A 14,372-nucleotide genomic window follows, 5' to 3' on the forward strand; every position below is an offset into this window, starting at 1 on the left:
ATAAAAGAAGATCCAGCCGGGCACTATCGATTCACCTTACGGAAAGCTTACAGCGTTGAAAGGTAGAGCTTGAATAGATACTCACGCATAAAAAAAAGACGCTTCATCCGAAGCGTCCCATAATGTATTCCTGGGTAGAGTTTTTATCGGGATTTGTGAAAATCTTGTTCGTCTCCCCATGTTCGACCAGATTGCCGAGGTAGAAATAAGCGGTGTAGTCGGATACCCGTGCCGCCTGCTGCATATTGTGTGTAACGATAACAATCCGCAGGTCGCTTTTTAGTTCGGAAATGAGTTCTTCGACTTTGCCGGTGGATACCGGGTCCAGTGCGGAAGCCGGCTCGTCCAGCAGCAGAATCTGCGGATTGACCGACAATGCGCGAGCGATGCATAGACGCTGCTGCTGACCGCCGGAGAGGGACAGAGCGGACTCTTTCAAGCGGTCTTTGACTTCATCCCAGAGCGCAGCGCGGCGCAGACTGGTCTCGACGATTTCATCGAGTTTTTTACGGTTTTTGATTCCGTAATAGCGCGGCCCAAATGCGATATTCTCATAGATGGACTTGTAAAATGGGTTCGGACGCTGCCATACCATGCCGATCCGCTGACGCAGCTTGATCACATCGGTGGTTGGAGCAGCGAGATCAATACCATCCATCCAGATATGACCGGTACTGCGTGCTCCGGCAATTTCGTCGTTCATCCGGTTCAGTGAGCGCAGGAAGGTGGATTTCCCGCAGCCGGAAGGACCGATCAGCGCAGTGACGGTCTTGGCCGGGAATCCGAGACTTATATTTTTGATGGCCTGATATTCGCCATAATAGACACTTAGATCTTCAGTACTGAAAGGCATTGCCATAGTATAAAATCCTCCTTGAGTGGACTGCCATGGGGACAGAAACCATCTGTCCCGAAAATGATCCTGGAAATCTAGTTCATGCGTTTGGAAGCCGTCATGTAACGGTACAGCGTACGTCCGAACCAGCGTGCCAGCAGGTTGAAGATCAGTACCATGATGACGAGTACAGCCGAAGCGCCAGCCGCAACCTGTATCGCATCCGGTGCCAGTCCTTCACTGTTGACTTTCCAGATATGGGTCGCCAGTGTCTCGGCCGGACGCAGCGGGTTCAGCGGTGAACGCGGATGCAGTGGATTCCAGTCCGAGAAGTTCAGCGGAGGTGTCGTCATCCCGGAAGTAAACAGCAGGGCTGCCGCTTCACCGAATACACGACCGGCGGCCAGAATCGTACCGGTAACGAGCGAAGGAATCGCGACCGGCAGCATGATGGAAGTGATGATTTTCCATTTGGATAATCCCAGTGCCAGCCCGGCCTCTTTTTGTTCACGAGGTACAGCAGTGAAGGCTTGTTCCGTAATCCGAACCATCAGCGGCAGGTTGAAAATGGTCAGAGCCAGTGCACCTGCCAGCAGGGAGAAGCCCATATTGAATGTATTGACAAAGACGAGCAAACCGAACAGACCGATAACAATCGATGGGAAAGAGGATAGTACCTCTACAACCAGTCGAATAAAACTGGTAATCTTACCCGGTTTGGCATATTCGGACATATAGATACCGCCGCCCAGACCGAGCGGGATGGTGATGATCATTGTCAGAATCAACAGGTACAGGGAGTTAAACAGTGGCGGTCCAATACCGCCGCCCTCGCGGATCGTCTGCGGCTTGGATGTCAGGAAGTCCCAGCTGATATGTCCCAGTCCGCGGAACAGGATAAATCCGAGCAGTCCCAGCAGAATCACCACAATGGAGAGAGCAAGCGCAACAATGATAACCGTGGCTATTTTGTCTGCATTTCTGGCCCGTGTTCTGGCTTTGGTGTTTACGGTTTTCGTTGTCATATCCGGTTTCTCCTTTCGAGCAGGCGGATGATGAGGATGAATACGAATGTCATCAACATCAGTACGAGTGCCATACTCCATAATGCATTATTCTGAATGGAACCCATCGCCGTGTTACCCATACCAAGTGTAATTACACTGGTCAGTGTGGATGCGGATTCCAGCAGGGAAGTTGGGATGTAAGGGGCGTTACCGATAACCATCTGTACCGCCAGTGCCTCACCAAATGCGCGGGCCATACCGAGTACGATACCGGTCAGCAGTGCAGGCAGAACCGTCGGCAGTACGACACGGTAGATCGTCTGCCAGCGTGTGGCGCCCAGTGCATAGGAAGCTTCGCGCAGACCGCGCGGCAGAGAGGCCAGCGCATCTGCGGCTACGCTTGTAATGGTAGGCAGAATCATAATCGACAGTACGAGTGCACCGGCACCCACACCAATTCCCTGCCCGCCGACATTATCGCGCAGGAATGGAACGATCAGGGTCAGACCGATAAAGCCGTAGACAACGGAAGGAATACCGGACAGCAGCTCGATGGCCGGCTGCAGGATTCGCTTGCCAAAAGTAGGCACGATCTCGGTCATGAACAGTGCAGCTGCAATACTGAGCGGGCTGGCGAGAAGCGCAGCCAGCAAGGTGACCATAAAGGAACCCGAGATGGCCGGCAGTGCACCAAACGAAGGCTCAGCCGCATCCGGCGCCCAGTGTGTGCCGAAAAAGAACTCGGTCAGGCTGACGCCGTTTACAGCAAAGGTAGCGACACCTTTGGATGTAACAAAATATACGATGGATACGATGACTGCGATCAGGAATACGACACAGATAGACGTATAAATTCTGCCGATCCAGTCTTCCAAACGGTGCTTCTCAAGCGGCAGCCTGCGACGCTGTGCTTCCCGTGGAGTAACTTTGGAATGCTCCATAAGTAATAACCTCTTTTCTTCATGCTTTAAAATAAATGTCTTGCCGGTATCTCAACAATTCAAGGGAGAATGATGACATATGATTCTGTATAAAAACGTGAAAAGAGAGGCGGGGTTCCCGCCTCTTCGAGCCATGGCGTTCGAGCCAGCAGCTGCATCTTTTCATCCATTATATTCGATTGAAATCTTACTTCGGGCTAACTTTACCTTCTGCATCACGTTGTACCTGCATACCGGACATTGGAATGTAGCCCAGTTCAGTTACATCGCTTTGTTGAACGTCTTCGCTCAGCATGTAATCCAGGAATGCTTTGGTTGCAGCATCCGGCTCACCTTTGGTGTACATGTGCTCGTAAGCCCAGATTGGGTATTTACCAGCTTCAACGTTTTCAACCGTAGGTTCTACGCCGTCATAGCTCAGTGGAGCTACGCTGTCATCCAGGTAAGACAGTGCCAGGTAACCGATAGCACCCGGAGTTTCAGCGATCAGCTTTTTCACTGTACCTGAGGAATCCTGTTGGATGGAACCCGCTGGATCTTCCGTTTTTTCGCCCAGTGCGTACTTCTCAAAAGTAGCACGTGTACCGGAGCTGCTTGGACGGTTGATGACAACGATCTTTTGATCCGCGCCGCCAACTTCTTTCCAGTTCGTTACTTTACCAGTGAAGATATCAACCAGTTGTTGTTTTTTCAGGTCTTTCACGTTAGCAGCAGTGTTGGCAACAGCTGCCATAGCCACAACCGCTACCTGGTGATCTTTCAGCTCGGCTGCTTTGTCAGCATCCAGTTTTTCTTCAGCGAATACGTCGGAGTTACCGATGTTGGCTTGACCTTCAGACACCTGAGTCAGACCCGTACCACTACCGCCGCCCTGTACTTGAACGGATACGTTAGCATATTTTGAATCTGCCATAAACTTTTGTGACACTTGTTCAACCAGTGGTTGCAATGCTGTGGAACCTACAGCCAGAATAGAACCGCTAAGCTCAGAAGAACCAGTTTCTCCTGTGTTGCCGGTATCTCCACCAGCACCCGATCCCGAAGTAGTTCCGCCGTTTGATCCGCAGGCAGCAAGCACGAGGACCATTGTCAGCGTAAGAAGCATGATTGGCAGTTTTTTAAACATTTGTAAAGTCTCCTCCCCCTAATTAAAGGCGCAATACTCTTATGTGTTTTGTTCTTACATGACTTATTCTATGGGTGCAGTGTTAGAGTTAAGTCTTAGTTTTGTAAACTCTGTATTAAAATTTCACGAAATTGTTTGAGAAATGTAAGCGGGGCAGAGGGGAAATGCAGAAAGGAAAGAATCGCAGGATTCCGGATGTTCTTTATATATATAGAAGGAAATGCAAAACAGAAACGTAAACACAACAAAATACCCCGTCTCCGGAACACCGGAATCGGGGCATTTTTAAACTGAAATGTATATTGTCATAGGCTGTCTCGCAGCAGATGACATCAGGCTTGTTACATAGTGGTCGGGCCACTGCCTGTACTGTTATAGGATTGCTTGAAATCCTGAATCTCGGATTTCACTTCGCCTACTGCCGATTGTGCTTCGGTTTTGAAGTCTTTGGCAGTGCTAAGGGATTCCTTGAGAACGCCAACAACTTCCTGGCCTTTCTCGGCGATTTCATGACCTTTTTCGTTAATCATCGGCCCTTTTTCTCTGACCAGTTCGGTAACCTGAGTCAGTTTGGCACGTGCTTTTGCACCTTGCTGCGGGGCGACCAGAACAGCTACACCTGCACCTACCAGCGCACCTGTTACTGCACCAATGGCTAGTGTCTTTGTTGTCTCTGTATTCATGTTCATTACTCCCTTCGTAGTGAAGTGCTTGTTTATTATTACCCACATTTGCGGATTTATCCCAGTTATGTTGGCAATCAGGTCATTTATTTTATCCGTCCTGCTCTTATTCGTCGGATAACAGCCTGACTGAGTGGCGCCTGCCCGATTGTCCGGGAGACGTTATGCAGTGATGATGATAACAAAGCCCTGCTTGAGATGAGCAGGGCCTGTTATTTTATTTGCAGATCTGCCATAGTGGCAGATGTGATGCATGATCTTATTTATTCAAAGTACCTACATTGACGATGCTTGGCGCTTGATCTGCACGGGAGTGCATAAAGTCTGGAGCCGGCTTCAGGATCGGAGCCTGGCCATAGGCTTTTGGCTGCTGTACATATTCAAAGTCGCCTGTGCCGTCCATTGCAGGACCGCTGGCCCAGCGTCCGGCTGCACTTTCTTCACCCTGGGAGAAGTTCATGAACTGGTGAACCACTTCGCGCTTCTCCAGCTCTGGAGGGAAGGAGGCTGGTGTGATAGGACCCTGCTTCGCTTCGATCTCCGAAATAGCGGCCAGCCATTGGTTCTGGTGCATCGTATCGCGGGCGATCATAAAGGACAGCATATCGCGGATACCAGGATCTGTCGTTTGCTCATACAGGCGGATAACCTGTAGGCGTCCCTGAGATTCGGCATTCAGGTTGGCACGGAAATCAGCCAGCAAATCGCCGCTCGCTACAATATAGCGGGAGTTCCACGGATAACCAACACTGTCGGATGGCAGGGCACCCAGACTGGATACGATCGCGTGCTGTGGATTCATACCGCCCAGTACAGCTCCGATCGCAGGGTCTTTGGCCATTTGCTCTACCTGATCCAATGGTGCGTCGTCGAGCAGCTGGGCAATCATCGTTGCCAGCATTTCCACGTGACCGATCTCCTCGGTACCGATATCCAGCAGCATGTCTTTGTACTTGCTCTCGGCGCGAGTATTCCAGCCCTGGAACAGGTACTGCATCATAACGGACATTTCACCATACTGTCCACCGAGTACTTCCTGCAGCTTTTTGGCATAAATCGGATCTGGTCTGTCTGGCTTGGCAGTATACTGTAACTCTTTAATGTGAAAGAACATAATGTAACTCCTCCTTTGTTGTGTTTGAAAATAAAACCGGGATGCATAGGGATTCGTAACGCTGTACATATTCACTTCAAGTTAAGTAGTCACACTTTGCACAGGCTCTATCAGGATGATGAATCCACATCTGCATAGCAGCCCAATATGAAAAGTGTCCCAAATGATACGATGGCCATCGCAAACAACTATTAACCAATTCATATTGGATATAACCTGTTTTTGAATAGAGAAATTACAAAATTGTTATTTATCAAGCAAATAAAAAATAGGAAGAAGCATGTTTTTATCTGGAAATAAAAAGCAGATCAGAGTATGCCTGCTTCGCCTATCACTGATCTGCCACACTCTATAATATTAACGAACTTTGGCTGCTTGAATGCAGATGAAGATTTGGTAAAGGGGTACTTTCTACTGGAAGTCACTACCAATCTTCTGTTTCAGATACATCCGGTAAATATGCACAATCGTAATCTTGGCTGCCATATAGATCGGGATAACGAGCAGCATACCGAGGATACCGCCCATGTCTCCCCCGACGAGTAGGAGCACGATGATGGTGAACGGATGAATATCCAGCTGATTTCCAAAAATGATCGGTTCCAGCAGGTTGTTCTGAATCAACTGGGCTACAATCACAATTACGATTGACCAGATGCCCATCATTGGCGATTCAATAAAGCCTACAATCGCTACAGGCACAGCCGACAGAATCGCCCCGATATACGGGATGAAATTCAGGAAAAAGGCCAGGAATACGAGCAGCAGGGAATACGGCAGATCAATGATCAAAAATCCGATATACAGCAGTACACACAGCGCGAAGTTAACGATAACGCGTCCGGCGATAAAGCTGCTCAGGGAATCGTCAATCTCGGCCAGCATCAGTTTGCCGTCTTCACGAAACTTCTGCGGGAACAGCAGTACCAGACGCTCGGACAGCTTTTTGTCATCCTTAAGCAGGTAGTACAGCATGAGCGGAACGGTAGCAATAACCAGCACAATATTGGATACAAAGGAGAACATGCTGGAAATATGATCCGACAGCCAGGTGAATACCGTATTCAAATATTCGGTAAGCCGTGACAGCATATCGTTGCTGCCACCCTGATCCGGCAGATACTGCTGGATAAAGGAATTGTGCTGCAGCGCATCGATCTGACGAATAATGCTGTTAGTGAACTCGGGCGTATTCTGCACAAAGCTCGTCACCTGATCACGCAGCGTTGGCCAGCCGATCATGGAGAAAATGACCAGAGCCAGAATAATCACTACATAGATCATAAGTATGGACATGGAGCGCTTGACCTTGCGCTTGCGCTCCAGCCAATTCACCAGCGGACGCAGCGGATAGTAGATAAAAGCGGTAATGAGTAGGGGTACAATCGTAAGACTGATCAGCGAGCGGATCGGCACAAAGATAAAATCAACCAGCGTCCCGAGATAGATGATCAGCAGTACCAGCGCGATGCCCGCGCCAATACGAAAAAAGCGGTTTTGTATCATAGACAGGTTCCTCCCGAAAAATAGTACAACTCTATGCGGCTTAGTTGCTTATATGTATGGTAACTCAAGTAACTTCGCTATTTAAAAGAGCTGATAACTGTATATAAACGCTATTATAGCCTGCTCAATCGCTATGCCGGATTTTTCATACGGATTCCCGACAGGCAGCAGGAGAGGGAGATACCGAATCATTTTCGGAATAAAAATTTGGAAGCGGATTCTTATGGCGATATAATGGAACACAGATGCGCCTATTCCGATAGGGATGGCTGTATCATTCCAGTATATCTGCTGGAGGGAACAGACGCATGATACATATGACGAGGAGGCTGTAACCGATGACGATGAATTACCGCAGACTGGGTGGAAGTGGACTCAAGGTCAGTGAGATTAGTCTGGGAAGCTGGCTGACGTATGGTGGATATGTAGAACGAGAGAATGCGGTCAATTCGATCCGTGCCGCATACGATCTGGGCATTAATTTCTTCGATACCGCCAATGTATATGAACGCGGCGAAGCCGAGAAAGTAGTCGGCGAGACACTGAAATCGTATCCGCGTGAATCGTATGTGCTGGCGACCAAGGTATTCGGCAATATGGGAGATGGTCCGAATGACAAAGGCCTGTCCCGCAAACATATTATGGAGCAGTGCCATGCCAGCCTGAAGCGGCTCGGTCATGAATATATCGACCTGTACTACTGCCACCGCTTCTCCCCGGAGACGCCAATTGAAGAGACGCTGCGTGCGCTCGACGATCTGGTGCGCCAGGGCAAGATTCTGTACGTCGGCGTGAGCCAGTGGACCGCTGCACAGATGCAGGCGGCTGTCGGGGTAGCCGACCGGTATCTGCTGGATCGGATCGTCGTCAACCAGCCGATCTACAATATGTTCGAGCGTTATATAGAAGAAGAAGTGATCCCGCTCGGCGAGAAATACGGCATCGGCCAGGTTGTCTACTCCCCGCTGGCACAGGGTCTGCTGACCGGCAAATACACCTCCGGCGGCCAAATCCCGTCCGACAGCCGCGCCGCCAAGCTCGGCTGGGACGAGAAAAAGCTGGATGCACAGCGCCTGAGTCAGGTACAGCAGCTGCAGCGTATCGCCGACGAAGCCGGATTGTCTTTGACCCATCTGGCACTGGCCTGGATTCTGCGTCAAGACAACGTCTCCAGCGCGCTGGTTGGAGCGAGCCGTCCGGAACAGATTCAGCAGAATGCGGGAGCTGCAGGTGTGAAGCTGAGTGAGGATGTAGTGAATGCGATTGAAGAAGTATTGACGAAATAACGCTAACTGAAAAGCCCTTCTGTAGTATAGAGGTACAGAAGGGCTTTATGGTTTTGGAAGTGTATCTAATAAGCTTAAATGTTTCCCTTGTAATATATATTATGCATATACAATACAGACTAAAACCTTAGTAAAAGATTCAAAGTATGCCGAGTTATTGAGAAATTGGGATACCGGTAGCGGAGAATGGCCTGGTATACCTAATAGTGAAATATATAGCCCATGGTATTTCAAAAAATAGTACGAATGGTAAACAAGAAGTTGTGAATAAAGAAAGTCGATGGTACATAGAGACTTCCAAAAAACAATCATACTGGGAGTTTGGAAAGACAGAATAGTATTTCGGATTCTTCTATTCATTATGAAGACGGCCAATATAATATCATGATTAAACTGAACATATTCAATATAAATGAAGCCAGGAGTCTATTCACTTCATTAGTACGATTTATAGAATACTTATCGACATTCTATGTAAAAGAAGATGAAAAGAATTATTGTACATATTACTTGCTTTCCGCCATGGATAGTCAAAAAGCATTTTTGTGTCATATTGTTTTCCAATAAAAAAGACTTTGAGGATACTCCTCAAGGTCTTTTAGCTATGGATAAATTCAAAAAAGAAACTTGCTACAATCCTAACCCGTCACACTCATCTCAAAGATGCAGCAGCCGCTGCGTATACATATACAGCTCCTCATACCTTGCCACTACATCCTTCATCGCATTGCCTCGGAACCGCTCGAACAGATTCGTACACTTGAGCAGCAGCAGGCTGTAATTCCACTGTTGGGACTGCTGCATACACTCCAGCAAATACCCGAATCCCTGCCCGTACTGCCCATGCTCCAGATAATACGTCGCCAGCTCGTACAGCAGCCGGGCATAACGTTCCAGGTTGAGCTGCAGCGTATACAGTTCATCATCCAGTGCCTGTGCTTCCAGATCGTCGATCTCATGTTTGAACTTTGGCAGCACCGTACTCAGGTCCAGCCGATGACGGTTGGCCGCAGTGACCACGTTCAGCAGGAACACAAGCAGTTCTTCCGGCCGCTGCTCCGCATACTGCACATACTCTTCCAGCACATCCGGCTCACCGGCATACAGCCGTGCTGCATAGCTGTTGGCCCGTGCCCATTCTTCAAACCGGTTTTTCCATAATAAAGTATCTTCATCCTCTTCCTGCACCCAGTCCAGCTCGGTAGTCAGCTTCAGGTAATGGGCGACCTGTTCGTAATCTTTGTACTCCTCATTGGCATGAGCGCGCAGCAGATACGCATACGATATGTAAAAGAACCACGGCTTTTGCGGCTGGCGGTCAGTGGGCAGCTCGCCGGCCTGTTTGCGGTCGTAGAGCACCTTGGCTTTATTCAGCAGAATCTCGGCGATTTTCTCGACCTTTTTCCAGTTGCGCAGGGAGCGGTACGTATTGGCGAGATCGGTATACGCATCCAGCTGCTCCACTTCATTCAATCGTTCCACGAATGGTTCGAACCGGATCGCCAGCTGATAGTTCTCTTCCTGATCGTCGCCCTGCCTCGCCATAAACAGACGGTAGTGGCAGATCGCCAGCCGCTCGGAATGCTGCTTGTTCTCACTCTCGGCTACACTTTCATACAGCATGCTGGCTGCTTCCTTTTTGTCTTCCTTGAAAAAGTCCTCGGCCGTCTCGAACAGGAATCCCGGATACTGGGACTTGCCTGCGAGCATACTGACAATTTTCTGGATACAATCCAGTTTGTCCAGCTCTACACAGCGATACAGAAAGGGTTTGATCCGCCGCCAGTCCGGTGTCGCATCGTTGAGGTATTCATTAATGTACTGGTCATACAGCGTGCCCTTCTCCAGCTCCAGAATCTCGGTGATTTTGTCGAGCTGCTCGATGCTGAGTACACGGTTGCCATTGAGGATGGAACTGATGATTCCTACATTAATATTGTATTTCTTGGCAAAACGGCTCATGGAAATCTCTTCTTGCTGGATACGTTGTTCCAGTCTATCCCGGATTAGCAGGAGATTATCCAAAGGGCACACCTCCTTTGTGTAATTACTTGATTAGGCAATTAATAAGCAGGGGAATAGCTGGATAGAGAAGTATAGCCGAATCGTTTCGTGTAAGGTCCATGATAAGGATGCTTTACAAGCCGCAAAAGTTAACGGTTTTTAACTAAAATATAGCGGATGAAGGCGCAGTGAGCAATCCATTTTATAGCGTAGTGTAAGTGAAGACCACGAATACTAACATTATGCACAACAAAAAACGGCTTTGAAGTAAGCTTCTTTAACGTATAGGATCGACTATTTTTGCGCTTTATCATGTTATATTGCAGGGATTCGCAAACATAACTTGGAATACCTATATCTGCCGATCATTTATTCTACATTATACGACACTGCGGAATAACTGTTCACGGACAAAAGAACCGTTTAATGAATATTATATAGTAAATAATTAAAATCCATGAGAATGATTCTCGTATTATTCGTAAACCTATTGACCGACATTTGAAATGGATTTATACTTATTCTAAAATCAAATTAAGGGAATGATCCATGTGAAAACTATCAATCTGACGACGCAGCGCAAAGCTGTCTACGAAATCGTCTGCAACGCCGAGGATCACCCGACTGCCGCTGACGTAATGAACCGGTTGGTAGAGCGTGGTCATAATTTCGCTTATGGTACTGTATATAACTCGCTTAGATACCTGACAGATAACGGCTTGATCCGTGAACTCAAGCTTGGTGAGACGGCCAGCCGCTATGATGGCAAAATGGACGATCACCAGCATATTGTATGTGAAACCTGCGGACGTGTGGATGAAGTCATGACCGATGCACCGCTGCAATGGTACGCTGATGTAGCGGAGGAGACCGGGTACGATGTCCATCATGCACATGTTGTATTTAAAGGAGTGTGTACCGAATGCAAAAACAAATCGAAAAAGTAATTGAGAATGATTATCTTTCTGATTCAAGATCCAGCGTCAACTGGGCTCCGGACAACAGCTACGCAGACATGGAGATGGGGATTCAGGCTTGCCCGGTAACACGCCGCGTCGTGATTATCAGTCCGGCTCCGAGCCGTATTCATGAACTGACACGCATGCTGTCCGACAGCTGCTTTGATGTGATGGTATTCCACCGCTGGGAAAACAACGGTGCCGGCGCAATCGGTGCGGATCTGTACATTTTTGATATGATTACCTCTGCTGGCAGCAGCGATATTGAGCTCGCCAAGCTGCGTATAAATGATAACAATTCTCATGTACCGTCCATTTTCCTCGTTCGTGAGGAGATGCTGGCCCTGGGTATGAAGGAGTGGACCGAGGAAGAACTGCTCGTCTGGCCAATGCGTCCGCAGGAAGGACTGTATCATGTGGAACGTGTCATTCGCTCCAATGCGAGCCGTCCCGCTGCGCCTGCTGCCGATGATACCCAGCATCGTACGGTATTCAAGGATCTGTGGATCGACCGCAAGAAAATGACGGTGCACCGCGGACAGCAGCGTGTCGAATTGACCAAGACGGAATATGATCTGCTGCTCATGCTGATCCAAGGGGAAGGCAGTGTATTGTCCCGTGAACAACTGATGAGCGAGATCTGGGGCACCCAGTTTTTTGGCGGCAGCAATGTGGTCGACGTGCATGTGAAGAGTCTGCGCAAGAAAATCGGCGACAATGCGTCCGCACCTCAGTATATTGCGACCGTCCGCGGCGTCGGTTACCGCCTGGCGGATTAATTGGACAATGTTTGTTCCCTATGCTAGTTGAAGGTTTTTTAGTTGAAAGTTCTCTTTTAACAGGTGAATGGATCTGTTGAGAAATAAAAGGATAATGAGCGGGATGAAAGGATATTCACCCCTTCTTCATTTAAGGCTCATACAAGACTCACCCAAGGCTCATGTGTACCTCATGAATCGAAAGGTTGACGATGTTAGAATGATTCTAAACTTACGGATTTTGAATTAAGTCTAATTGCAAGTCTAATTCATTGATGGGCAATAGATCAGGAATAGACCGGTAAGACAGCAGACTTGATTCTGTCCGATTTGAAAGGATGATTCTAACGATGGACAACCGTCTAACCACCAACCAGGGTGCTCCTGTAGGAGATAACCAGAATTCCAGAACAGCCGGCCGCAGAGGACCTGCACTGCTGGAGGATTACCACCTTATCGAGAAGATTGCCCATTTTGACCGTGAACGTATTCCCGAGCGTGTCGTACATGCCCGCGGTGCCGGAGCCCATGGCGTATTCCGCGTGGCCAACAGCATGAAGGAATACACCCGGGCCGCTTTTCTGCAGGAAGCAGGACTTGAGACACCGGTGTTTGTACGTTTTTCCACCGTTATCCACGGCGTCGGTTCTCCGGAGACGGCACGCGATCCGCGCGGTTTTGCCGTTAAGTTCTACACCCAGGAAGGCAACTATGATATTGTAGGCAACCATCTGCCGGTATTCTTCATCCGTGATGCGATCAAATTCCCGGATATGGTACATTCCCTTAAGCCCGACCCGCAGACCAATATTCAGAATCCGGGCCGCTACTGGGATTTCATGACTCTGACGCCGGAATCGACACATATGATGACCTGGCTGTTCTCGGATCACGGTACCCCGGCCAATTACCGCGAGATGGACGGATTCAGCGTTCATGCCTTCAAGTGGATTAATGCCGAGGGCAAAGTGACTTATATCAAATACAAATGGGAATCCAAGCAGGGCGTACGTACTTTCTCCGCTGATGAAGTGCGTGAGCAGCAGGGCAGAGACTTTAACCATGCGACCCGCGACCTGTTCGACCATATTGAACAGGGTAAGTTCCCGGAGTGGGAACTGAAAGTACAGTTCATCAAGCCGGAGGATATCGACAGCTACTCCTTTGATCCGCTGGACCCTACCAAAGTATGGCCGGAAGAGCAGTTCCCGTTCCATCTGGTCGGCACGATGACACTGAACCAGAACCCGGACAACTTTTTTGCCGAAGTGGAGCAGTCCGCATTCTCTCCAAGCGCGCTCGTACCCGGTATTGAGCCGTCGGAAGACAAGCTGCTGCAGGGTCGTCTGTTCTCCTATCCGGATACACAGCGCCACCGCCTGGGACCGAATTATCTGCAGATTCCGATCAACTGCCCGTACGCACCGGTGCGCAATCACCAGCGTGATGGACTGATGAATGTGAACCAGGATAATTCCCGTTTCAACTATGAACCAAACAGTTATACGGATGGACCTGTTGAAGATCCAGCCTATCGTGACAGCGAAGTAGAGATCAAAGGCAAGGTGACCCGTCAGAAAATCGAGAAAACCGATGACTTCACCCAGGCGGGTGAACAATATCGTTCCTATACAGCCGAACAAAGAGATAATTTACTTCAAAATTTGGTTAATGATTTACAGGGAGTGAAAAAGGATATCCAGCTGCGCGCGATCTGTAACTTTATCCGTGCAGATCGTGAATACGGCATGCGTCTCGCTCAGGGACTGAATGTGGATATTAGTGAATTCATGTCCCAGATGCGTTCCTGATTCGTAGTAACGTTATCCAGCAGCCTGCTTTTGTAACCTGAAGGGGTATGATTTTATAATCACCCAAAAGGCAGGATGCTTTTATATACAGCCTGTTGAATCGCTCTCCCGGAAGCAGAGGATACGGAGCTGTTCAACAAGCTCATACTTTTCACTGTCTGCGGCGCATTCAGCCGGGAAATAACGCAGGATGACGAACCCCGTACATGCTGCCTGAACCCGTAAGCCGCAGCGGACAAGGCCGATCTGGCCATCATATATACAGCAGGAGGAAGCAATACTATGAGCAGGATATAGTGTGGGCTTCCTTCTGTTTTCTTCTTCCTTACTACCCTGCTGCTT

Annotated in this window: 12 protein-coding genes; 4 read left to right on the plus strand and 8 right to left on the minus strand. The window is 48.8% G+C overall.

Translation table 11 applies throughout. The features are described from left to right. Nucleotides 1–103: 103 nt before the first annotated feature. The 7 genes from pstB to M1D61_RS02375 form a co-directional block, all read right to left on the minus strand. Nucleotides 104–859, minus strand: coding sequence for a phosphate ABC transporter ATP-binding protein PstB (gene pstB / locus M1D61_RS02345; protein ID WP_458121022.1), 756 nt, complete (start codon nt 857–859; stop codon nt 104–106). A 71-nt stretch (nt 860–930) separates the two neighbouring features. Then, nucleotides 931–1,860 carry a phosphate ABC transporter permease PstA gene (gene pstA / locus M1D61_RS02350; protein WP_458121023.1) on the minus strand — a complete coding sequence of 310 codons (930 nt, stop codon included), beginning with the start codon at nt 1,858–1,860 and terminating at the stop codon, nt 931–933. Next, a complete protein-coding gene (pstC, locus tag M1D61_RS02355) occupies nt 1,857–2,783 on the minus strand; it encodes a phosphate ABC transporter permease subunit PstC (RefSeq protein WP_046212774.1) in 927 nt (308 codons plus the stop codon). Before pstC ends, pstA begins: the two co-directional genes overlap by 4 nt. 187 nt (nt 2,784–2,970) lie before the next feature. Continuing rightward, on the minus strand, nt 2,971–3,909 hold the full coding sequence (locus M1D61_RS02360; RefSeq protein ID WP_458121024.1) for a phosphate ABC transporter substrate-binding protein: 939 nt from the start codon (nt 3,907–3,909) through the stop codon (nt 2,971–2,973). Nucleotides 3,910–4,250: 341 nt separating this feature from the next. Next, nucleotides 4,251–4,592, minus strand: coding sequence for a YtxH domain-containing protein (locus tag M1D61_RS02365; RefSeq protein WP_458121025.1), 342 nt, complete (start codon nt 4,590–4,592; stop codon nt 4,251–4,253). A 259-nt stretch (nt 4,593–4,851) separates the two neighbouring features. Then, the gene (locus M1D61_RS02370) at nt 4,852–5,706 is read right to left on the minus strand and encodes a manganese catalase family protein (RefSeq protein WP_458121026.1); all 855 of its coding nucleotides are present in this window, start codon (nt 5,704–5,706) and stop codon (nt 4,852–4,854) included. Between the two features lie 411 nt (nt 5,707–6,117). Next, on the minus strand, nt 6,118–7,212 hold the full coding sequence (locus tag M1D61_RS02375) for an AI-2E family transporter (RefSeq protein ID WP_458121027.1): 1,095 nt from the start codon (nt 7,210–7,212) through the stop codon (nt 6,118–6,120). A 344-nt stretch (nt 7,213–7,556) separates the two neighbouring features. On the opposite strand from M1D61_RS02375, the gene M1D61_RS02380 reads away from it, so the two are divergent. Beyond that, nucleotides 7,557–8,498, plus strand: coding sequence for an aldo/keto reductase family protein (locus M1D61_RS02380; RefSeq protein WP_458122395.1), 942 nt, complete (start codon nt 7,557–7,559; stop codon nt 8,496–8,498). 657 nt (nt 8,499–9,155) lie between these two features. On the opposite strand, the gene M1D61_RS02385 is transcribed toward M1D61_RS02380, so the two are convergent. Further along, nucleotides 9,156–10,523, minus strand: a complete 1,368-nt coding sequence (locus tag M1D61_RS02385; protein WP_458121028.1) for a transcriptional regulator — start codon at nt 10,521–10,523, stop codon at nt 9,156–9,158. A gap of 530 nt (nt 10,524–11,053) precedes the next feature. Here M1D61_RS02385 and M1D61_RS02390 point away from each other — a divergent pair. The 3 genes from M1D61_RS02390 (at nt 11,054) to M1D61_RS02400 (ending at nt 14,030) form a co-directional block, all read left to right on the plus strand. Further along, nucleotides 11,054–11,449 carry a Fur family transcriptional regulator gene (locus M1D61_RS02390; protein WP_046212781.1) on the plus strand — a complete coding sequence of 132 codons (396 nt, stop codon included), beginning with the start codon at nt 11,054–11,056 and terminating at the stop codon, nt 11,447–11,449. Beyond that, a complete protein-coding gene (locus tag M1D61_RS02395; RefSeq protein WP_458121029.1) occupies nt 11,425–12,240 on the plus strand; it encodes a winged helix-turn-helix transcriptional regulator in 816 nt (271 codons plus the stop codon). The genes M1D61_RS02390 and M1D61_RS02395 overlap by 25 nt, the downstream gene beginning before the upstream one ends. Nucleotides 12,241–12,569: 329 nt before the next feature. Continuing rightward, nucleotides 12,570–14,030 (plus strand): catalase, encoded by a 1,461-nt coding sequence (locus tag M1D61_RS02400; protein WP_458121030.1) that lies wholly within the window; start codon nt 12,570–12,572, stop codon nt 14,028–14,030. The last annotated feature ends 342 nt before the right edge of the window (nt 14,031–14,372 follow it).

It is taken from the genome of Paenibacillus sp. Z6-24 (assembly GCF_054161335.1).